The organism is Erythrobacter sp. EC-HK427 (assembly GCF_902498745.1).
Classification (GTDB): Bacteria; Pseudomonadota; Alphaproteobacteria; order Sphingomonadales; family Sphingomonadaceae; genus Alteraurantiacibacter.
This window is the reverse complement of sequence record NZ_LR701479.1, coordinates 1,769,616-1,790,941: the sequence shown is the minus strand read 5'-3', so window position 1 is coordinate 1,790,941 and position 21,326 is coordinate 1,769,616. Positions and strand designations below refer to the sequence as shown.

The 21,326-nt window shown below is 63.9% G+C and carries 18 protein-coding genes; 8 read left to right on the top strand and 10 right to left on the bottom strand.

Going from position 1 to position 21,326, the window contains the following annotated elements:
• Window positions 1–25: 25 nt before the first annotated feature.
• Window positions 26–1,141: a CaiB/BaiF CoA-transferase family protein gene (locus tag GC121_RS08770; RefSeq protein WP_151973920.1), complete on the bottom strand. Its 1,116-nt coding sequence runs from the start codon at window positions 1,139–1,141 to the stop codon at window positions 26–28.
• Between the two features lie 86 nt (window positions 1,142–1,227).
• Here GC121_RS08770 and GC121_RS08765 point away from each other — a divergent pair, with 86 nt between their 5' ends.
• Together GC121_RS08765 and GC121_RS08760 are read left to right on the top strand one after the other, a co-directional pair.
• Window positions 1,228–2,103 (top strand): alpha/beta hydrolase, encoded by an 876-nt coding sequence (locus GC121_RS08765; protein WP_151973919.1) that lies wholly within the window; start codon window positions 1,228–1,230, stop codon window positions 2,101–2,103.
• Window positions 2,087–2,902 (top strand): DUF3445 domain-containing protein, encoded by an 816-nt coding sequence (locus tag GC121_RS08760; protein WP_151973918.1) that lies wholly within the window; start codon window positions 2,087–2,089, stop codon window positions 2,900–2,902. The genes GC121_RS08765 and GC121_RS08760 overlap by 17 nt, the downstream gene beginning before the upstream one ends.
• 108 nt (window positions 2,903–3,010) lie before the next feature.
• Here the strand turns inward: GC121_RS08760 and GC121_RS08755 are convergent, their stop codons facing one another.
• Genes GC121_RS08755 through GC121_RS08745 form a run of 3 tightly spaced genes read right to left on the bottom strand, consistent with a single transcriptional unit; the run spans window position 3,011 to window position 7,706 of the window.
• Complete coding sequence (locus GC121_RS08755; RefSeq protein ID WP_151973917.1) at window positions 3,011–4,162, bottom strand: HlyD family efflux transporter periplasmic adaptor subunit; 1,152 nt, start codon at window positions 4,160–4,162, stop codon at window positions 3,011–3,013.
• Window positions 4,159–6,312, bottom strand: coding sequence for an ATP-binding cassette domain-containing protein (locus tag GC121_RS08750; RefSeq protein WP_151973916.1), 2,154 nt, complete (start codon window positions 6,310–6,312; stop codon window positions 4,159–4,161). The genes GC121_RS08755 and GC121_RS08750 overlap by 4 nt, the downstream gene beginning before the upstream one ends.
• Window positions 6,309–7,706, bottom strand: coding sequence for a TolC family protein (locus GC121_RS08745; RefSeq protein WP_199857812.1), 1,398 nt, complete (start codon window positions 7,704–7,706; stop codon window positions 6,309–6,311). Before GC121_RS08745 ends, GC121_RS08750 begins: the two co-directional genes overlap by 4 nt.
• 383 nt (window positions 7,707–8,089) lie before the next feature.
• Here GC121_RS08745 and GC121_RS08740 point away from each other — a divergent pair, with 383 nt between their 5' ends.
• Genes GC121_RS08740 through GC121_RS08725 form a run of 4 tightly spaced genes read left to right on the top strand, consistent with a single transcriptional unit; the run spans window position 8,090 to window position 12,834 of the window.
• On the top strand, window positions 8,090–9,541 hold the full coding sequence (locus GC121_RS08740) for an efflux transporter outer membrane subunit (protein ID WP_151973914.1): 1,452 nt from the start codon (window positions 8,090–8,092) through the stop codon (window positions 9,539–9,541).
• Window positions 9,538–10,848: an efflux RND transporter periplasmic adaptor subunit gene (locus GC121_RS08735; protein WP_151973913.1), complete on the top strand. Its 1,311-nt coding sequence runs from the start codon at window positions 9,538–9,540 to the stop codon at window positions 10,846–10,848. The genes GC121_RS08740 and GC121_RS08735 overlap by 4 nt, the downstream gene beginning before the upstream one ends.
• A gap of 10 nt (window positions 10,849–10,858) precedes the next feature.
• Window positions 10,859–11,626, top strand: a complete 768-nt coding sequence (locus tag GC121_RS08730) for an ABC transporter ATP-binding protein (RefSeq protein ID WP_151973912.1) — start codon at window positions 10,859–10,861, stop codon at window positions 11,624–11,626.
• Window positions 11,627–11,631: 5 nt separating this feature from the next.
• The gene (locus GC121_RS08725; RefSeq protein WP_151975671.1) at window positions 11,632–12,834 is read left to right on the top strand and encodes an ABC transporter permease; all 1,203 of its coding nucleotides are present in this window, start codon (window positions 11,632–11,634) and stop codon (window positions 12,832–12,834) included.
• A gap of 159 nt (window positions 12,835–12,993) precedes the next feature.
• On the opposite strand, the gene fahA is transcribed toward GC121_RS08725, so the two are convergent.
• Both fahA and hmgA read right to left on the bottom strand, forming a co-directional pair.
• On the bottom strand, window positions 12,994–14,283 hold the full coding sequence (gene fahA / locus GC121_RS08720; protein WP_151973911.1) for a fumarylacetoacetase: 1,290 nt from the start codon (window positions 14,281–14,283) through the stop codon (window positions 12,994–12,996).
• Window positions 14,284–15,567: a homogentisate 1,2-dioxygenase gene (gene hmgA, locus GC121_RS08715; protein WP_151973910.1), complete on the bottom strand. Its 1,284-nt coding sequence runs from the start codon at window positions 15,565–15,567 to the stop codon at window positions 14,284–14,286.
• A gap of 70 nt (window positions 15,568–15,637) precedes the next feature.
• On the opposite strand from hmgA, the gene maiA reads away from it, so the two are divergent.
• Window positions 15,638–16,270, top strand: coding sequence for a maleylacetoacetate isomerase (gene maiA / locus GC121_RS08710; RefSeq protein ID WP_151973909.1), 633 nt, complete (start codon window positions 15,638–15,640; stop codon window positions 16,268–16,270).
• Here the strand turns inward: maiA and GC121_RS08705 are convergent.
• From GC121_RS08705 to bioB, 4 genes are read right to left on the bottom strand one after another with little or no spacing between them, the layout of a single operon-like run.
• Entirely contained in the window at window positions 16,267–17,523 is a 1,257-nt protein-coding gene (locus GC121_RS08705) for an adenosylmethionine--8-amino-7-oxononanoate transaminase (RefSeq protein ID WP_151973908.1), read from the bottom strand. The two genes, maiA and GC121_RS08705, sit on opposite strands and share 4 nt — an antisense overlap.
• On the bottom strand, window positions 17,520–18,143 hold the full coding sequence (bioD, locus tag GC121_RS08700; protein WP_151973907.1) for a dethiobiotin synthase: 624 nt from the start codon (window positions 18,141–18,143) through the stop codon (window positions 17,520–17,522). Before bioD ends, GC121_RS08705 begins: the two co-directional genes overlap by 4 nt.
• A complete protein-coding gene (locus GC121_RS08695; RefSeq protein ID WP_151973906.1) occupies window positions 18,140–19,294 on the bottom strand; it encodes an 8-amino-7-oxononanoate synthase in 1,155 nt (384 codons plus the stop codon). Before GC121_RS08695 ends, bioD begins: the two co-directional genes overlap by 4 nt.
• Window positions 19,295–19,303: 9 nt before the next feature.
• Complete coding sequence (gene bioB, locus GC121_RS08690) at window positions 19,304–20,353, bottom strand: biotin synthase BioB (protein ID WP_151975670.1); 1,050 nt, start codon at window positions 20,351–20,353, stop codon at window positions 19,304–19,306.
• A gap of 239 nt (window positions 20,354–20,592) precedes the next feature.
• On the opposite strand from bioB, the gene GC121_RS08685 reads away from it, so the two are divergent.
• Window positions 20,593–21,321, top strand: a complete 729-nt coding sequence (locus GC121_RS08685) for a response regulator transcription factor (RefSeq protein ID WP_151973905.1) — start codon at window positions 20,593–20,595, stop codon at window positions 21,319–21,321.
• The last annotated feature ends 5 nt before the right edge of the window (window positions 21,322–21,326 follow it).

Below are 21,326 nucleotides of genomic sequence, written 5' to 3'. Positions count from 1 at the left end.
GCTGGCAGCGGCGGCGCCGACCGTATCAGCTGTCCTTCATTGCCAAAGCGGGCGAAGCCTTGCCCACCGCCAATTCCGCGTCAGAGAAGCGGATCGGCGTGCGCAGGCCGCGAATGCCCTCGTCCAGCTCCGCCACCATGCCCCGCGCTGTAATCTGCGGATCGGATAGCGCCTGTGCCACCGTATTGATCGGCCCGGCAGGCACGCCCACCGCTTCGAGCCGGGCCAGCAGATCGTCGCGCGCCCATCCGGCGATGCGGCGCGTAATGGCAGCCGACAGCGCCGAGCGGTGCGCCACCCGTCCGGCATTGCTGCGCCATTCCTCTTGGGCGGGCAGATCGATCACTGCGCAAAGGCGTTCGAACTGGCGGTCGTTCCCCACCGCCACGATCAGCCAGCCGTCCTGTGCGCGGAATGCTTCATACGGCGCGATATTGGGATGGGCATTGCCCAGTCGCTTGGGCTCCTGCCCGCTCGCCAGATAGTTCATCGCCTGATTGGCGAGCGTGCCGACCATCACGTCGAACAGCGCCATATCGACCAGTTGCCCGCGCCCCGTCACATCGCGCTGGCGCAAGGCCGCCTGGATGCCGATCACGGCGTAAAGCCCGGTCATAATATCGGCATAGGCGACGCCGATCTTCTGCGGCGCGCCATCGGGTTCGCCGGTCAAATCCATGATCCCGCTCATGCCTTGAATGATAAAATCATATCCCGCGCGCGGCGCATAGGGCCCGTCCTGCCCGAAGCCGGTGATCGAACAATAGACGAGGCGCGGGTGCGCCTCTGCAAGGCTGGCATAGTCGAGGCCGAATTTGGCGAGGCCGCCCAGTTTGAAATTCTCGATCACGACGTCGGCGTCGGCGATCATGGCCTTGACGCGGGCCAGGTCGGCCGGATCAGCGAAATCGGCGATGATCGAGGACTTGCCCCTGTTCGCGGCATGGAAATAGGCAGCGTCCTGGCTGCCATCCGCGCGCTCGATAAAGGGTGGCCCCCATTTGCGGGTATCGTCGCCTTCAGGACTTTCGACCTTGACGACCTCCGCCCCCAGATCGGCGAGCACCTGCCCTGCCCACGGCCCCGCAAGAATACGCGCGAGCTCGACGACTTTCATGCCTGCGAGGGGTGCTTGTGTCATAGATCTCGCCCTAGGAGATTGCGTCATAGGCGTAAATCGAAACTCTGGCAGTTGACCTCCCGCCTCCCCTCACCGAAACGCAAGCCATGCGCTACCTACTCGCCCTCCCCCTCATCGCCTTGGTCGCCATCGGCTCTGCCTTTTACTATGACCGATTGCGCACCTTCGATGCACTGGTGCCCAAGGACGCGGGCAGTGCGCTGATCGCGGAAGGGATCGCCTATGGCGAGCATCCGCTCCAGCAGCTCGACATCTACGCCCCCGCCACAGCCTCAGACGGCAGCCGCCCGGTGATCTTCTGGCTCTATGGCGGCAGCTGGAACAGTGGGACGCGAAGCGGCTATAGCTGGGTTGGGCGGGCGCTGGCGGCGCAGGGATTTGTCGTCGTGATTGCCGATTACCGTCTCGTCCCCGAAGTGCGCTTTCCCGGTTTTGTCGAGGATAGCGCGGCGGCCTTCCGCTGGGTGCGCGGCAATATCGCGCGCTTTGGCGGCGACGGGGAGCGGATCGTGATTGGCGGGCATTCAGCAGGGGCGTATAATGGTGCGATGCTGGCGCATGATCCGCGATGGCTGGGCGACGACCGCGACGCGGTGGCGGGCTTTGTCGGGCTGGCGGGGCCGTATGATTTCTATCCCTTCGATACCGACTCAACCATTGCCGCCTTCAGCCAGTGGCCGCAGCCGTTGGAGACGCAGCCGGTGACCTATGCCGACGAAACCGCGCCACCCGCGCTGCTGCTGACCGGCGATATCGACACCACGGTCAAACCGCGCAATTCCGAAGCCTTGCGCGCGCGGCTCACGGCTGCGGGGGTGGAGGCGGAGATGGTGGTCTATGCAGACATAGACCATATCGAGATCATCACCGCCATCTCCCGCCCCTTCCGCGACAAAGCGCCGGTGCTGGCGGATATTGCGGAATTCGCACATCGGGTGACACGGGATGCGCGCGCAGACTGAGCCGCGCCTTGGCTTTGGCGTCAACGCGCTGCTACCCAAGGCGCGCGGCGGCGGGGCTTTGCGGATGGGGCTGGCGGCGCTTTCCGAAAGCGAGTGGTTGCAGCCCGAGCCTGATCTCGCCGCGCGCGCGGCGGCGTTCGATGCGCTTCCTGATAGCGTGCAGGTGATGGCCTGCGCGCAAAATGCGGGGGCGGAACTGGCGGTGATGCTCGGCACTACTGTCGGGCTGGAAGGTGCCGCGCGTGCAGCGTGGGAGGATATGTGTCTGCTCATGCCCGATGCTGCGGGTGTCTACCGGCTGGCAGGTGCGGCGGTGGCATTTCCCACCGACTGGCATCCGGCGGACAAGATGGGCCAGCCGCTGATCGGTTTGCACAAGCCAATCCACGGCTATGCCGAGCAATTGGCGAGCGGGGTCGACCATTTTATGGCCTCGCTCAAACCCGGGAGGATTTTCGGGCGCTGCAACTGGTTCGTCGCGCCCACCCCTGCGCTGCGCTGGATCGATACCGAGCCGCAATCGGTCACCTTTGCGGGCGTGACGGCGGAGAATGCGGGCGAGACACTGTTCGTGCGCAGCGAGCGGCAGACCCTGCGACGCCTGCCGCAAACGGGCGCGATCGTGTTCACGATTGGCGTGTATGTGGAGCCGCTGGCTGCTTTGTCTCCCGACAATCTGGCGCGACTGGTGGAAGCAGTGGCAACGATACCGCCAGAGGAAGCGGAGCGACGCGGGGCGGAGTATTGGGCTTCGCAACTTATGCAATACGCGCAATCACAAGAAACCCGACTGCCCTGAGCTTGTCGAAGGGCTGCACTTTCTTCTGAAACTTGGCGCTTAGTCGAAAGAAAAAAGCAGTCCTTCGACAAGCTCAGGACAGACGGGTGTGGTAAGGGTAATCGATCACTAACGCTCCTGCATCGATTGCCGCGTGGTTTTGAGCAGCGGCTTGGTCAGATATTCCCACACTGTCTGGCTGCCGGTCAGGATTTCCGCCGTGGCGGTCATGCCCGGTTGAAGATCGATCCGCTCGCCTTCGTTGCGCGGGCGCATGGTGGCGGTGTCGACTTCCAAATTGACGCGGTAATAGATGTTGACCGTGCCGTCCGCTCCTTCCTCCGACAACGTATCGGGGCTGATGAACACCACTTCGCCATCGCCGCTGCCATAGACGGCGCTGTCATAGGCGTCGAAATTCACCCGCGCGCGCTGGCCCAGCGAGACAAAGGCGATATCGCGCGGCGGCACCTGCGCTTCGACGATCAGCCGTTCGCCCGTCGGCACGATTTGCAGCACCTCGTCACCCGGGCGCAGCACGCCGCCCACGGTGGTGAAGCGGACATTCTTCACAATCCCATCGGTCGGCGCGGTCAACGATGCCCCGCGCAAGCTATCCTGCCGCTGGGTGAGCAATTGCTGCGCGGCGACCAGTTCTTCCTCGGTCTGCGCGAATTCGGTTTGCAGATCGCGGATATATTGCGCGCGGATATTCGAAATGCGCCCTTCCGTCTCGACAATCGCGCGCTGCATCCGGATGATTTCGGACCGCGCGACATCGCCCGTTTCCAGCAGCGGCATATTCAGATCGAGCTCTTCCTGCTGCAAGTCGGCCATGCCCCGCAGCGATCCCGTTTCGGCGACCAGCGCCGCGCGGCGACGCTCGTAAAGCTGCCGCTGGTTGGCGGTGAATTCGGGAAAATCGTTGAGGCTGACAGGAAAGCTCAGCGGCTTGTCGAACAGTTCGGCATCGATCCGCGCCATCCGGCTTTCGAGCGCCGCCACGCGGCCCCGCGCTTCGGCCACGCCCGCGGTCAGCTGCACCGTATCGAGTTCGACCAGCAATTGCCCCGCTTCGACATAATCGCCCTCGCGCACCAGAATGCGGGAAATCGCGCCGCCTTCCTCGCTCTGCACCACCTGCACGCGGGCGTAAGGTACAACGCGGCCCGGCGCGCGGGTCACCTGATCGAGCTCGGCCCATTGCGACCAGGCGACAAAGCCCGCCACGCAAACCGCGATGGTCAGGATGATCCAGTGCGAGGTACGAAAGCGGCTCATGACAATTTCCTGCCTTTGACCGATGCGGTGATCGTGCCCTCGGTAGCGGCTGGCTTGACTGAAGCTGCGCCCGAAGCTGACCCCGGCCCTCTGGCCTGCGCCGCGCGCGCCTGCAATTCCTGTTTGAAGCTTTCGGTAGAACCGTCCTTGGTGATCTGGCCGTTCGCCATCACGATAATGCGGTCGAACCGTTCGAGCAGCTTCATCTTGTGCGTCACCATGACAAGGATCGAATCGGCTTCGAGCTGCGCGAAGATCGCCCCCAGCGCAGCGGTTTCGGTCGCCTCGTCCAGCGCGGCGGTCGGCTCGTCGAGCAGCCAGATTTTGGGTTCGGACAGCAACAGCCGGTTGATGCCCACCATCGCGCGCTGCCCGCCCGACAGGCCGCGCCCGCCTTCCTGGATTTGCAGGCTCAGCCCGTCCTGCTGGCCAGCGATCATCGCGTCGAGCCGCGTTCGGCGGGCGACTTCCATAATCTCTTCATCGGTCACATCGCCGATGCCCATCGCCAGATTGTCGCGCAAGGTGCCGTTGATCAGCCGCGCGTCCTGCGTGACGTAGCCGATGTGGCGACGGGTAATGTCTTCCGCCACTTGCCCCAGATCAAGATTGGCCAGCAGCACGCTGCCCTGTTGCGGCATATACAGCCCGCTCAGCAGCTTGATGAGCGTAGATTTGCCCGAGCCGATGCCGCCGATCACCGCGACCCGTTCGCCCGGTTCGATCTTGAGCGATTCGATCTGCAAGGCCGCGCGCTGCGCTCCGGCATAGCCGAAGGCGACATCTTTCAAGGCATAGCCGCCCTGCAAATTGTCGGGCCGCAGGGCGCCTGCACCGCTCGATGCGTCGAGCGGCAGCGCCATGATCGAATCGAGCGCTTTCAAAGAAGACTTCGCATAGCCCCATTGCACGATCAGATTGGGCAGCTGCGCCACCAGCGGGCCGTTGATGCGCCCGGCAATGATCGAACAGGCCAGCAGCGCGCCGGTGGTGATTTCGCCCTGCGAAGCAAGGAACGCACCCCAGCCCATGAGCGCGACATAGGCCGTCTGTTGCAGCGTGGAGAACAGCGATCCGGCAACCGAGGAGGCCTTCTTCACCGGCAGTTCGTAGTGATGGATTTCGCGCACCAGGCGATTCCAGCGGCCCATCATGAACCAGCCGCCGCGATTGGCCTTGATCGTCTCGGTCGCGTCGAGCGATTCGACCTGCATCCCGTTCTTGCGGTTGCCGCTCACTTGCGCGCGGTCGGTACCGTTGCGGATGATCCGGCTGAGGATAAACGCCAGCAGCATGGCAATCGGCAGGCTGACGATGGGCACCAACGCCAGCTGGCCGCCAATCGTCGCGATGACGACGATAAAGAAGATCGCGAACGGCAGATCGGCGAGCATGAACAGCGAGCCCGAGGACATGACCTGCCGCACTTGCTCTTGCCCGCGCAGCTGGCTGGCCATGGTGCCGATCCCCGGCGGGCGCGCATCAAGCCGGATCGCCTGCGCCCGCGCGAAGAAAAACTCGCTGACCTCGGCATCGATATCCTGCGCCTCGCGCTCGATCAGCAGCGCGCGCAAGCTCCGCAGCACCAGATCGAGTAGCAGCGCGAAGGCAACACCGGCGGTGAGCACGATCAGCGTGTCGTAACTCGCCAGCGGAATCACGCGGTCATACAGCTGCATCGAATAGAGCGAGGTCGCCAGCGTCAGCAGGTTGGCGAACACCGTGGCGAGGCCTGCCATCACCAGCGGCTGCTTGCGGCGCTTGATCGCGCGCCAGAACACCGCCGCCGCGCCGCCTGCATCTTTGGCCAGCGGATCGGGGATGTTGACGGTGAAGAATATCTGTTCGTGGTCGAACGGCAGCACGCCGCGCTCGCCCACCAGCGACATCACCTCTTCGCCATCCCATTGCCGCACCACGGCCCAGCCGACGGTTTCGTCAAAAACGATGAGCGGGAACTGGTCGGGGCGCGGGCGGCCTTTGATACGGCGCGCGGGCTGCCAGCCGATTCTGCCGAGGATCCCGGCCAAAGCATCCACGCCGTCGGGCAGGTTTTCACCCTGTAATTCCGCGTTCCATTGCGGTGCCAGCGGCTTCCCCGTGGCGCGGGCGAAATTGCGGATCGCGGTTTCTGCGGTGCCGTCGCTCATGGCGCGCCCACCCCTGCTTCGGGTTGCCAGCGGCAGGACAGCGCCAGAATGCGCGCGGTGGCCGCCGCCGCGCTAACCCGCGCATCGCTTTCCGACAGCCGCGCATTGGCCGCTTCGCGCACCGCATTCATCACATCGAGCCAGCTGCGCCGCCCGGCGATAAATTGCCGCTGGTAGCTGGCGATGATCTGGTCAGCCGCATCGGTGGCGAGCACGCCCGCCTCGATCCGCCGCTCGGCAGCGCGCACCAGCACATAATCGCGGCGGAGCTGTTCGCGCAGAACCCGCTCGGTTTCGGAAAACTCGGCGAGCGCACGGGTAATCCGCGCATCGCCCGCTTCTACCGCGCGCAATTGCGCATTGCCCGGGCCAAGCTGCGCGCGCAGCACCACGGCGGCACGGGTGCCGGTGATCTCGTTCTGCGAGACTTGCAGCAGCAATTGCGGCCACAGGCTGGAATAGGCGATATCGCGCTGCTCTTCGGCAACGGTGATGAGATTGGTCAGCGCCGCCAGGCTGGGGCTGCATCCGAGCGCATCGGCGAGCGCGACCTCCTCAGCGGGGAGCGAGCGCGAGACGCCGGGCGGCGGCATTTGCGGATCGACCTCCACCCCGCCGGTCAGCTCGGTCAGCCGGATCAGCGCGGTGTCGCGCGCTTCCATCGTGCTGGCGAGATCGAGTTCGACCTGAGCGGTGCGCGACAGGCCCAGCGTGTAATCGGAACGCGGCGAGACTTCCTGCGCCACCCGCCGGCCAATGGCGGCGAGCAGTTCGTTATGTTCCACAAGGCTCGCTTCGAGCACGGTGACCCGCTCCGCTGCCAGCACATAGTCGTAATAGGCGGCGACGACCCGCAGCACGATATCCCGCTCGGCCTCGTCAATCCGGTCTCGCCCGACACGGGAGGAGGCGCGGGCGCGATCGATCTCGTTATTGATCCGTCCCGCTGTCCAGAGCGGCTGTTCGAGCGTGGCGTTGAGCGCGAACCCGTCCTGATCGGAGAAGGACGAGCCTTCGGTAGCCAGCAGCGCCTCCACCGAGACGCTGGGATAGCGGCGGAAGCGGGCCCCACGCAGCTCGGCATCTAGGGCACTGGATTCGGCGGTGGCGGCATCCACCAGCGGATGCGTGTTCGCGGCAATCCGCGCCGCCAGATCAAGCGGATCGGGAATCGCGGCGGGCGTCGCCCCGTATGCCGGAGCAGGTTGCGCGGCGGTGGGGCCATAAACCGGGCCCGCGACCGGGCCGTAGACGGGGCCATCCATAGGGCCAGCTGCAGGCGGCAATTCCTGCCGCTCCTGCGCGCTCAGCCCGGCAGAGAGCGCAAGGCACCCGCATACGGCAATCAGTCTGGCAAGGGCGCGCATAGTCCGTTCGAACTCAAACCCGTTCATTGGGGGAAGCATCCGATGCTTGGCAAGCGAACCGGACCATTCAACCTTGTGTGCGAAACCCCCTCCGCCAGTCACAAGGCGCGTGCCAACGCACACTTTGTTTCGGATGCGCGTTCTCCCCATTTCCGCCATGCAAAGCAACCGCCTATTTGCATTCCGGCAGAAATTGCGACACTGGCGTATTACTCCCACAATACAGTTTGGTCGATAATTGTCGGCGCTTGGTGGATGGGGGACTGGCGTTGGTGCGTAGGGCAAGGCAGCTTTGTTGCTGAAAATCCACGGCTTGGCGGGAGCGGCAGGCTCTGGATAAGTCGCGGTTGGTGCATTGCCCAACACGCGCTAAGCACGGGAAGGGACGCAATATCAGGGGGCTTTCGTACATGGTTCGATCAGGCACAGCGGCGCGGCCCTTGGTGCTCGCCCCTGCCCTGCTGGCGCTGGCCGCCTGCGCCACGCCGCGCGCGGTGGAAGTGCCGACGCCTTCTATCGCCGTGCCCGAAAGCTGGGCGCAGAGCGATCCCACGCCGATCACCGCCGATATCACCGAATACTGGACGCAACTGGGCGATCCGCTGATTGACCGCTTTGTCGAGCAGGCGATTCTCGAAAACCGCGATCTTGCCGTCAGCGCCGCGCGGCTCGATCAGGCGCGCGCATCTTTGGTGCAGGCGCGCGCGGGCTATCTGCCCAGCGTGAGCGGCAGTGGCGGCGTGTCCACCAGCGCGGGCAATCTGTCGAACGAGGATGTGCGCTTCAATATCGGTGCCGATGCGGGGTGGGAGCTTGACCTGTTCGGCCAGATTTCCGGCGGGGTGCGCGCTGCCGAGGCTGATCTGGCGAGCGCCGGATATTCGCTCGCCGATTTGCAGCGGCTGATCGTCGGCCAAGTCGCCATCGCCACCATCAACGCCCGCGCCACCGCGCAGCAATTGCAACTGACGCGCGAGACGCTGGCCTATCAGGACGACAATCTGCAAATCGCCCGCTGGCGGAACCAGGCCGGGCTAGTGAGTAGCCTCGATGTCGAGCAAGCACGCGCGCAGCGGGCGCAAACAGCGGCGCAAATCCCCGCGCTCGAAGCCAGCCTGACGGGCACGGCCAACGCCATTTCGACGCTGATCGGCGAACCGCCGGGCCGCGTGCTCGATGCCATCCTCGCCAGCAGCGCGGCGCCGGTGCCCAATCCGCCCGCACTCGCCGGGTTCGCCGCGCCTGCCGACGTGCTACGCCGCCGCCCCGATGTGCGCGCGGCCGAAGCGACCCTGCTTTCCAGCAGCGCGCGCATCGGCATTGCCCGCGCGCAGTTGCTGCCGCTGGTGCGGCTGACCGGTTCGATCGGTACCGGCTCCAACCCGCTGGAAAGCATCTTTGACGTCATCACGGGCAATGTCTTTGCCAGCGTCAGCCAGTTGATTTTCGATGGTGGGCGCACGCAGGCGCAGGTCGACAGCGCCGAAGCCGGAGCCCGCGCTTCGCTCGCATCGTGGGAGCAGGCGATCCTCAACGCGCTGGAAGATGTGGAAACCGCCGCGGTTGACCAGCGCACCGCGAACGAGCGGGTGGCGCTGAACGAAGAGGCGCTGGATGCCGCCGATATGTCGGCGCTGCTGGCGCGCAGCCAGTATCAGGCGGGGTTGACCGATTTCCGCAATGTCCTCTCTGCCGAAAACCAGCTGCTGTCCGCGCAGAACCAGCTGGTGGCAGCCCAAGCCGACCGCGCCGTGGCCTTTGTCCGCCTGACGCAGGCATTGGGCGGTGGCTGGAACGCTGCAGATTACGATTTTCCGCTGGCCGGCGCGTCCGCCCAGCCCACTGACGGGAATGCCGAATGAGCACGAGTGACACCGCCATCGCCACTGATGGCAACGACATCGCCGACTATCTCGACAGCGCGAAGCCGAAGAAATGGTACAAGCGCAAACGCTGGTGGCTGCTGGCGATCATCATTCTCGCCCTGGTTGGCGCCAGCATTGCGTTCTCGGGTGGGGAGCAGCAGCCCAATTACATCACCGCCGAAGTGGAAGAGCGTTCGCTCGATCTCTCGGTGACCGCCACCGGCAGTCTGCGCCCGACCAACCAGGTGGAAGTCGGCTCCGAAGTTTCGGGCCGGATTGACCGCGTGCTGGTCGATGTGAACGACCGGGTGGAGCGCGGGCAGGTGCTGGCAATCATCAACACCGAAGTCATCAGCGACCAGATCCAGCAGGCCCGCGCTAATCTCAACGCCGCGCAGGCGCAGGTCGGACAAGCGCAGGCGACGCTCGACGGCGACCTCGCGCAGCTCAACCGCCTGCTCGAAGTGCAGCGGCTGTCCGATGGGCGGGTGCCCTCGGCTGCCGAGATCGACCTTGCCCGCGCCGCCGTGAACCGTGGCCGCGCCAGCGTCGCCGCCGCGCAGGCCAATGTCGCCGCCGCGCGCGCGCAGCTTTCGACCGCGCAGGTGAGCCTCGACCGCGCCACCATCCGCTCACCGGTGTCGGGCGTGGTCCTCGCCCGGCAAGTGGAGCCGGGGCAGACCGTGGTCGCCAGCTTCAACACGCCGACCCTGTTCGTACTCGCCGAAGACCTTGCGACGATGCAGTTGCGGGTCAATCTGGACGAGGCGGATGTCGGCCAGGTCGAAGCCGGTCAGGAAGCAAACTTCACCGTCGACGCCTATCCCGGCCGCCGCTTCCCCGCGACGGTGGAGCGGGTAGACCTCGCCTCCAACAATATCGCCACCACCGGACAGGCGCAGTCGGCGCAGGGCCAGCAAGTCGTCAGCTATGAAGCGCGGCTGATCGTCGGCAATGATGACGGCCTGCTGCGCCCCGGCATGACGGCAACCGCAACCATCGCCACACAAAGCACCGGCAGGCAATTGCTCGTGCCCAATGCTGCGCTGCGCTTTACGCCAGACGAGGAAGAGGAAGCGGGCGGAGTGTTCAGCGATCCGGAATTCGGCCTTGAAGAGAATGACGATGCCAGCATCGGCGTCGGCAGCCGACAGCGGGTACACGTTGTCGAAGCTGACGGCACCTTGCGGGCAATCGAAGTGGTCACCGGACAGAGCGACGGGCGCTTTACTGTCGTCACTTCGGAAGAGCTGACCGCCGATATGGAAGTCGTCACCGGCATCCAGGCGGCGACGGGCGGATAGGCGCAAACCGATGGCGTCCCGCCCCCTCAATCAAGAAGAACGCGACGAGCGCGACCGCTCGGCAGGCGCGCTGATCCAGCTTGAAGGCATCACCAAGGTCTTCGGCACCGGCCCGGCGGCATTCCGTGCGCTGAAAGGCGTAAACCTCACCATCGACCGGGGAGATTTCGTTGCGGTGATGGGGCCATCGGGGTCGGGCAAATCGACCACGATGAACATTCTCGGCTGTCTCGATGTGCCCACCAGCGGGGTGTTCAAATTCCGCGGGGTAGAAGTGCAGGCGCTCTCGCGAGACCAGCGCAGCCTGCTGCGGCGGCGCTATCTCGGCTTCGTGTTCCAGGGCTTCAACCTGCTGGCGCGCACTACCGCGCTAGAGAATGTCGAGCTGCCCCTGCTCTATCGCGGCGAAACCAAGAAGGCGCGGCGCATCGCGGCGGAACGCTCGCTCGACAAGGTGGGCCTGCTCCCTTGGGCCGACCACACCCCGGCAGAGCTTTCGGGCGGGCAGCAGCAGCGCGTCGCCATCGCCCGCGCGCTGGTGAGTGATCCCGATGTGCTGCTGGCGGACGAGCCGACGGGCAATCTCGATTCCGAACGCTCAATTGAAATCATGCAATTGCTCACTGAATTGAACCAGCAGGGCATCACCGTGCTGATGGTGACGCATGAGGACGAGATGGCGCAGTTCGCCAAAACCATCGTCCACTTCAAGGACGGGCTGGTGGAGCGTGTTGATCGCGGACGCCTCGCCGGTTCCCCGCTGGAGGAGCACGCCTGATGCGAATGTTCTTCGCTACGCTTCTGCTCGCCATGCGAGAGATACGCCGTCACTTGCTCCGAAGTTTCCTGACGACGTTGGGCATCATTATCGGTGTGGCCTCGGTCGTCACCATGGTCACGCTGGGCCAGGGGCTGACGGCAAACGTGCAGGACGACCTCGCCGGATTGGGATCGAATGTCTTCATCGTCGTCCCCCGCCAGCCCGACATCAACGTTCCGCGCCAGCCGTTCAAGGAAGAAGACATCCAAGCGGTGCGCAACCAGATTGCCGGGGTCGAATTCGCGGCCGGCGCGGTTTTCACCAATGCCACTGCCTTCCACAATGGACAGGACTGGCAGACGAGCATCAACGGCGCGAGCCGTGAATTCTTCTCCGCGCAGAACATCGATATAGGCGAAGGCCGCTCGTTTACTAACGAAGAAGAGGCGCGTGGGGAAAGCGTCTGCATCGTCGGGACAACCATCGTCGAAAAGATCTTCGTCGAGGATCAGGTGCTGGGCGAGGAAATGCGCCTCAACGATGTCTCCTGCACCGTGATCGGCATCGCCGACGAACGCACTGGCGCGAATGTCGGCGGCGGCAATGACGCGAACGATGCAGTCTACATGCCGCTGAAGACAGTGCAGCGCCGCTTTGTCGGCAATGACGATATCCAGTTCTTCGTCATCAAGTACAACGCCGATTACAGCACAGCGACGATCCAGAGCCAGCTGGTTGATCTGCTGCGCGAACGGCGCGTGGTGCAGGAAGGCGAGAACAACAATTTCGACGTGATCGATTCGCAGGAAATCTCCAATACAATTGGCGGGATTTTCCAGGCGATGACGGGCGTGGTGGCGATTATCGCTGCGATCAGCCTTGTTGTCGGTGGCATCGGCATCATGAATATCATGCTGGTGAGCGTGACCGAGCGCACCCGCGAAATCGGCATCCGCCTCGCTATCGGGGCGCTCGCCAAGGAAGTGCGGCTGCAATTCCTGACAGAGGCGGTGGTACTGTGCTGCTTTGGCGGGCTGATCGGCATTGCGTTGGCGCTGGGCCTGTCAATCCTGTTCGCCAGCCTGATCGATCTACCCTTCCTGTTCAATCCCGGCCTCAACCTGATGGCCTTCGCCTTTTGTGCGTTGATGGGAATTATCTTCGGCTTCTATCCCGCCTACCGCGCGAGCAAGCTCGACCCGATTGACGCGCTGCGGCACGAATAACGGCGCGCTTTCCTACATCGCCTTCGCTGTGCCAGCGCAAAGGCCATGGCACTACGCAACCCCTTTGTTTCAAACACAAACCCGCTGCACAGCGCGCGGTGTGCAGGCGGTTTCGTTTTTGCTCCAGGACTGTGTAACAGGTGTAACAGGTTAGTTGGATTACCCCGCGATCACCGCCCGGCATTCCCCCATGCCGATGCGCGCGAACCCGTCGCGCTCGGCATAAGCGCGGATGACGATCTCGTCGCCATCTTCAAGGAAAGTGCGCGTCTCGCCATTGGGCAGGGTGATAGCCTGCTTGCCGCCCTTGGTCAGCTCGATCAGGCTCCCCTCGCCGCCTTCCGCGCCGCTGGTCAGCGTGCCGGTGCCGAGCAGGTCACCCGGTTGCAGATTGCACCCGCCCGCGCTGTGATGCGCGACGAGCTGCGCGGCTGTCCAATACATCGCGGTCATCGGCCCGTGAGACAAGCGATGCGGCGCGTCGCCGCTTTCGCGCATTGTGGGCGTGGTGATGAGCACTTCCATCTGGATGCCGAACGCCGCGGCGCTCATATCGTGTTGCAGATACGGCAGGGGCTCCGGATCGCCAGCGGGACGCGGCGGCTGCGCGGTGCGGAAGGGCGCGAGCGCGTCCATCGTCACCACCCACGGGCTGATCGTCGAGGCGAAGTTCTTGGCGAGGAAGGGCCCCAGCGGCTGATACTCCCACGCTTGGATATCGCGCGCCGACCAGTCATTGAGGATCGAAATCCCGGCAATGTGCTGCTCCGCCTCGGTCACCGGAATCGGTTCGCCCAGAGCATTGCCCCGCCCGATCCAGAACGCCATTTCGAGCTCGTAATCGAGCCGCTTGGTCGGGCCGAAACTCGGCACATCGGCATCGGGCGCCTTGGTCTGCCCGTTGGGCCGCTTCACCGGCGTGCCCGACACGCAAATCGAAGAGCTGCGCCCGTGATAGCCGATGGGCACGTACTTGTAGTTCGGGAGCAGCGGATTGTCCGGACGGAACAGCTTGCCGATATTCTCGGCATGATGGATGCCGGTGTAGAAATCGGTGTAATCGTGGATCAGGAACGGCGCGTGCATGGTGCATTCGCTCGCCGGATAGAGATGCGGTTCCACGTCGGCTCGTTTGCTGTCATCGGTGAGCAGCGCGAAAACCGCCGCGCGCAGCTCCCGCACGGGGCCGCGCCCTTCGGCGAACAGCATATTAAGCACCGGCGCATTGGCGGTGAGCGCCGCATCCTCCGCCGGGTCTTCCAGCAGCATGGCGATGGCGGGCAGATCGAGGATCATATCGCCAATCGCCATGCCCCCACGCGGCGCGCTCTCGCCGTGGGAGAAGACGCCCAGCGGCAGGTTCTGCACCGGAAAATCGGGATGGCCGTTGGCGCTCTCCACCCAGCTGGTGGCGGAGATGTCATGCGTGTGGTCGGTGCGCTCGGTCATTTAGGGAAGTCTCGCTTTCGGAAATCCGCTCCAGCAGGCGTCGTAATCGCTTTGCAGCAGCCCGCCATTGATGGCGAATTCGGTGGTCTGGATGATCGCGCGGCTTTCGAACATGAAAGCGAGCGTGTTGTCGATCTTGTGCGGTTTGAGTTCGGCCGCCATCGCCTTCGCGGTGCTGTCGACATCAGGGCCGTGGCCATTGTGCTGGTTGTGCAGGCTCGCGCCGCCGGGGACGAAGCCTCCCTTACCATCTTTGGCGCCTTCCTTCGCGTCATATTCGCCGTGGATCAGCCCCATGAATTCGCTCATCACATTGCGGTGGAACCATGGCGGGCGGAACGTGTCCTCCCCCACCATCCAGCGCGGCGGGAAGATCACAAAATCGCAATTCGCAGTACCCGGCGTGTCAGACGGGCTGGTGAGGACGGTGAAAATGCTCGGATCGGGATGGTCAAAGCTGACCGTGCCGATGGTGTTGAACCGCGCCAGATCGTAACGATAGGGCGCGGAATTGCCGTGCCATGCCACAACGTCAAAGGGCGAGTGATCGATGGTGGTCGTCCAGAGCGAGCCGTTGAACTTCTGGACGATCTCGCACGGCTCGTCACGGTCTTCGAACCACGCCACCGGCGTTTCGAAATCGCGCGGATTGGCAAGGCCGTTGGCGCCGATGGGGCCGAGATCGGGCAGGCGGAACGGCGCGCCGTAATTCTCGCAGATATAGCCACGCGCAAGGCCGTCGGTGAGTTCGACGCGGCAACGCATTCCCTTGGGGATCACGCAGATGAAACCCGGCGGCACATCCATCCGCCCGCATTCGGTCGTGACCAACAGCGCGCCCTGCTGCGGGACGATGAGCATCTCGCCATCGCTGTTCTGGAAGGCGCGGTTGTCCATGTTCGCACTGGCTGCATAGAGGTGGATCGCAATCCCCTCATTCCCGCCATAGGTCACAAGGCCGTCGACGAAATCGACGCTGGCATCGGGCAAAGGCAGCGCGTCCCAGCGCAGACGATTGGGCGAGGTGTGGGCGGCAGCGGGCGCGGTCAGCAATGGCGCGCCGCCATACGGCAAAAACCGCCCGTGCTGCGTCGTGGGGCGCATCCGGTAAAGCCACGTCCGCCGGTTCTCGGCGCGCGGCGCGGTGAAGGCGCTGCTGCTGAACTGCTCGGCATAAAGGCCGAAAGCCGGGCGCTGCGGCGAATTGCGGCCCTCGGGCAAAGCGCCGGCAACGGCCTCTGTAGCGAAGTGGTTGAGAAACCCCGTTTGATAGCTCATAGTCATATAGTATCAGATGAAACTTTCACGCACAATCGCCTTGCCATGGTAGCACAGTAGCGATCAGGAGGTGACGATGAAACTCTACGGTTATTGGCGCAGCAGCACGAGTTACCGCCTGCGCTGCGCGCTCGAACTGAAAGGGCTCGCCTACGAGAATTGCCCGGTCAACCTGCTGGAATCCGCGCAGAAAGATGCCGCCTTCACTCGCCGCAATCCCTTTGCCGGTGTGCCGATGCTGGAAACCGATAGCGGCGACCGCGCGCAGAGCATGGCGATCATCGAATGGCTCGACGAAGCCTATCCCGCACGCCCGCTGCTGCCCGCCGGTATCGAAGACCGTTTCCGCGCCCGCGAGCTTGCCTATGCCATCGCGACCGAGCTGCACGCGCCGCTCAACCTGCCGGTGCTCAAATATCTCAAAGACCCGCTGGGCCACTCGCAGGACGAAATCGATGCCTGGTACCGCCACTGGCTCGCCAAAACGCTGCATCCGGTCGAGGCGCGGCTGGCACAGTTGGGAAGCGGCGATTTCCTGTTTGGCGCGCCGGGCTTCTTCGAATGCGTGCTGGTGCCGCAGCTCTACAATGCACGGCGGTTCGATTTTGACCTGTCACAATGCCCGCACATCACCCGGATCGAGGCGGCGTGCCTTGCCCTCCCCGCTTTCCAGCGCGCGCATCCTGATAATCAGATGGATGCTGGCTAAAGGACTTCGCCGAGCACCTCGTCAATCGCGCCGAACACCCGCCCCAGCTGCGCCTCGGTGATGCAATATGGCGGCTTCAGATAGATCGTGTTGCCGAGCGGGCGCAGCAGGATATCGCGGGCGTAAAACCCCTGGCGCATCTTCAGGCCGATATCGGCGAGATAGCCGCTCTCCCCGATGTCGACATCCATCGCGATTACCGTGCCCAGCTGGCGCAGATTGGTGATCGGATGCTTGGCGGCGATGGCCTCGAACCCCGCGCGCTCGCGTTTGGCAAGCGTGGCTATGCGTTCCAGCACCGGCTCCTCGCGCCAGATCGCCAGATTGGCATTGGCCGCCGCGCAGGCGATGGGGTTCGCGGTGAAGCTGGAGGAGTGAAAGAACATTTTGCTGCGGTCGGCGGAGTAATGCGCATCGTAAACCGGCGCCGTCGCCATCGTCACCGCCAGCGGCAGCGCGCCGCCCGTCAGCCCTTTGGCGAGGCAAAGGATATCGGGCACCACGCCCGCTTGCTCGCACGCCAGCAACGTGCCCGTGCGGCCCCAGCCGGTCATCACTTCATCGGCGATGAAAAGCACATTGTGGGCCGAGCAGATCTGCCGCATCTGTCGCAACACCTCGGGGGAATAGATCAGCATTCCGCCCGCGCCCAACACCAGCGGCTCGACGATAAACGCCGCTGCGTCGCCGCGCTTGCACGCCGTTTCCAGCGCGTCGAGCGTCGCCTGCTCCTGGCCTTCACGCGGGAAAGGGACGGTTTCGACATCGAACAGCAGCGGGGCATAGGCGCGGTTGAAGACACCGCGCTCCCCCACGCTCATCGCGCCGATCGTGTCGCCGTGATAGGAATGTTCCATGACCACGATTTTTGCGCGCGGTGCGCCGGTATTGGCCCAATAGCCGAGCGCCATTTTTAACGCGACTTCCACGGCGGTGGAGCCGGAATCGGAGAAGAACACATATTCCAGCGCACGCGGCATGATCGCGGTCAAACCGCGCGCCAGATCCTCGGCAGGCTGATGCGTCCATCCGGCGAAGATGAGCTGGTCAAGCTGCGCGGCTTGGCGCTGGATAGCCTCGACAATGCGCGGATGATTATGGCAGTGGGTGATGACCCACCAGCTGGAAATCACGTCCAACACCGCGCGCCCGTCGGAGGTGTGGAGCACCGCACCCTCGGCACGCGCGACGAGTGGAATGTCCTCGCCCAACCCGTGTTGGTGGAAGGGGTGCCAGACGGGGGAATGGCTCATGCGAGTTTGCCTAGGTCGACATTGGCGGCGAATGCCTCTGCCAAAGTGTCCGCGTCGAGCGGATCGAGGAAGGGCAAGCGGCCCAGCACGGGTGCGCCGCCCAGCCGCGCAATCGCCTTTTGCGCGACCGGCTCTTCCTCTCCCACGAACGCCACACCGGCCACCGTCACCCCGCGCGCGCGCAAGACTTCGAGCGTCATCAGCGTGTGGCTGATTGTGCCGAGCATGGTACGCGCCACGACGATGACAGGCAGCCCCCACTGCGCGAATATCTCTGCTGCCAGCATATCATCGGTATACGGCACCAGCGCCCCGCCCGCCCCTTCGACGACCAGCGGACGGTCGGTTTCGGGCAGCGTGAGCCGCGCCAGATCAATCGTCACCCCGTCAATCCGCGCCGCCTCATGCGGGGAGCATGGCGTCACCAGCCGATAGGCTTCGGGAATGATCGCCACATCGCGACCCGCCGTCAGCCGTTCCACCGCCTGCGTATCGGTTTCGTCCTCCAGCCCGCTTTGCACGGGCTTCCAATAGGCACCGCCCAGCGCGCCGGTGACACCGGCGGCAAAGATCGTCTTGCCGATGCCGGTATCGGTGCCGGTGACGATAAAGCCCTTCATTGCAATCCTCTCATCACGTCCAGAACCTTGCCGACCACGTCCGCATCATGCGCGGCGGAGAGCGAGAAGCGGATGCGGCTCGCGCCTTCGGGAACGGTCGGCGGACGGATCGCGACGCCGAGAATGCCCGCCACCTCCAGCGCCGCGCTGGCTGTCAGCGTATCAGCCTCGCTGCCGATCAGCACGGGGATAATCTGCGTCTCGGAGGTTCCGGTATCAAAGCCCAGATCGCGCAAACCCGCGCGCAGTCTTTCCGCCAGTGCCTGCAAATGGGCCCGCTCTGCCGCCATTGCCGGAACGATATCGAGCGCCGCATCCATCGCGCCCAGCACGGCAGGTGGCGGCGCCGTAGTGTACACAAAGCCGGAGGCAGCGTTCACAAGGTAATCGCAAATCTCCCGATCCGCGGCGACATAGGCACCAAATCCGCCCATCGCCTTGCTGAACGTGCCGATCACGATATCGGGCTTGTCCGCGAGCCCTTCGCTCAGCCCCGCCCCGTGCGCGCCGAACACGCCGGTCGCGTGCGCCTCGTCCACCACCAGCAAAGCATCATGCTTGCGGGCGAGCGCGACCAGCGCCGGCATATCCGCCCGGTCGCCATCCATGCTGAACACGCTTTCGGTGATGATGATGCGGGCAGGAGCCTTCGCGCCATGCTCCACCAGCAGCTCTTCCAGATGCGCCAGATCGTTGTGGCGAAAGGCGTGGTGCCGCGTTCGTCCGGCGCGGATGCCGTGATGGATGCTGGCATGGACGAGCCAGTCGGCGAAGACCGCCGCGTCTGGCTCCAGCTTCATCAGCGCTGGAATGATCGCGGCATTGGCCTGCCAGCCGGTGGCGAACAGCAGCGCAGCCTCGGTGCCCTTGAACGCGGCAACCTTCGCCTCGACCCTCTCATGCGCGTCCAGCGTGCCGGTCACCAACCGCGAGCCGCGCGAAGAGGTGCCGTATTGCTGCGTCCACGCCACCGCCCGGCGGGTCAATTCGGGGTGGTGCGCCAGGCCCAAATAGTCATTGCTAGAGAGGTCGATCAGCTCGCGACCGCCGCGCTGCACATGGCCTGCGCGCGCAGGCTGCACAGCTTTCAGCGTGCGCAACCGGTCTGCCGCTTTGCGCTGCGCGATGGCTTCGGCAAATCTTTTCCGCATCGCTCGGGCCTATTCGGCGGGAATGCTCTCCGGCGCGCAGGCTCCGGCACACGCCTTTTCCGCCCGCATCGGCTCTTCGCTTTCCATCGGCTTCAGGCCGAGCCGCGCAAACAGGGCCGCATCGCTATCGTCGCCCGCATTGGGCGCGGTGAGCAGTTTGTCGCCGGTGAAGATCGAATTCGCCCCCGCCATAAAGCAAAGCGCCTGCGTCGCATCGCTCATGCTTTCGCGCCCGGCGGAGAGGCGCACCATGCTCTTGGGCATACAGATGCGCGCCACCGCCACGGTGCGGACAAATTCGATATCGTCGATCTTGGCCATCGGCGTATCGGCCAGCATATCGCCCAGCGGCGTGCCCTTCACCGGCACCAGCGCGTTGACAGGCACGCTTTCGGGATGCCGCTCCAGCGTAGCCAGCGTATGCACAAAGCCGACCCGGTCGGCGCGCGTCTCACCCATGCCGACAATCCCGCCGCTGCACACATTGATGCCCGAATTGCGGACATGGGCCAGCGTATCGAGCCGATCCTGATAATTGCGCGTGGTGATCACACGGTCGTAATATTCCGGCCCGGTGTCGACATTGTGGTTGTAATAATCGAGCCCCGCCTCGGCCAATTGCTCCGCCTGTTCGGGGGAGAGCATTCCCAGCGTCATGCAGGTTTCCATGCCCATGGCGCGCACGCCCTGCACGATCTCCACGATCTTGGGCATATCGCGATCCTTGGGGTTCCGCCACGCAGCGCCCATGCAGAACCGCTGGCTGCCCGCATCCTTGGCCTGTGCGGCGCTTTGCAGAACCGCGCGCACATCCATCAGCTTGGTCGCTTCCACTCCGCTGTCGGCATGGGCGCTTTGCGAGCAATAGCCGCAATCTTCGGGGCAGCCGCCGGTTTTGATCGAGAGCAATGTGCACAATTGCACTTCGTCTGCCGCGTGGTGCGCGCGGTGCGTTTGTGCGGCGCGGAACAGCAATTCGGTGAGGGGCAGATCGAACAGCGCAGCGATTTCCTCGCGCGTCCAGTCGGTGCGGATAATGGCGGCTTCGGGCGGTGTCATGCTCATGCGCAGGCAATGGCGAAAAAGCCTGCGGAGGTAAAGATGTGAGCGGCTGGCAGCTGCGGCATTGCCGCTCTCTACTCCCGCCCCAGACAACGGCAACAGCCGTTAATGTTAGTCACACACTTGTAAAATCTAGTCAAAGTTACAGCCAAATCGGTGCGAAGTGATGGAATGTTGCGCGCACGCTGTGTAAAGCGGAAGTTACGGGAGAAACATAATACGGGGTGCGTTATACCGTGAGAATTGCAATTGCAGACGACGATCTGGAAGTCTTGAACCAGATTTCGTCCTGTCTCGAAGCGGCAGGCTATAATTACGACCGTTTCAATAACGGGAAGGATCTGCTCGTTGCCCTGCGGCGGGAGACGTATGACGTTGTCCTCGTGGACTGGAATATGCCCGGCGCCACCGGAATTGACGTGGTCAAATGGGGCACGGAAAATCTCGACAGCCCGCCCGCATTCATCCTCATCACCAGCCGTTCTGACAAGAGCGATGTGGTCAAGGGACTGGAACAGGGCGCGAGCGATTATATCGTCAAGCCCGAAAGCGAGGAGGTTATCCTTGCCCGGATCGAGGCTGCGGCGCGGCGCAAGCAGCAACCCGCCAAGCCCGAGCGGTTTCAGACCTACGGCCCCTATCGCATCGACCGGCTGAATGACGTGATCGAGCGCAATGGTGAAGCGATCAAGCTGACCGCGAAAGAATTCAAGGTCGCGGCGCTGTTCTTCGAAAATCTCAACCGCCCGCTTTCGCGCAGCTATATCTTCTCGCAGATCTGGGGAAATATGGGCGATATCGCCACGCGCACGCTGGATATGCACGTCAGCCGCGTGCGTTCCAAACTGGAATTGCGCCCGCATAACGGGTTTGCCATTCAAACTGTCTTCGGCTTCGGCTATCGCATGGATGCGTTTTTCGAAGAGGCCGATGATGCACGCGAAGCCGAGACGGTCACCAGCTGATCTGA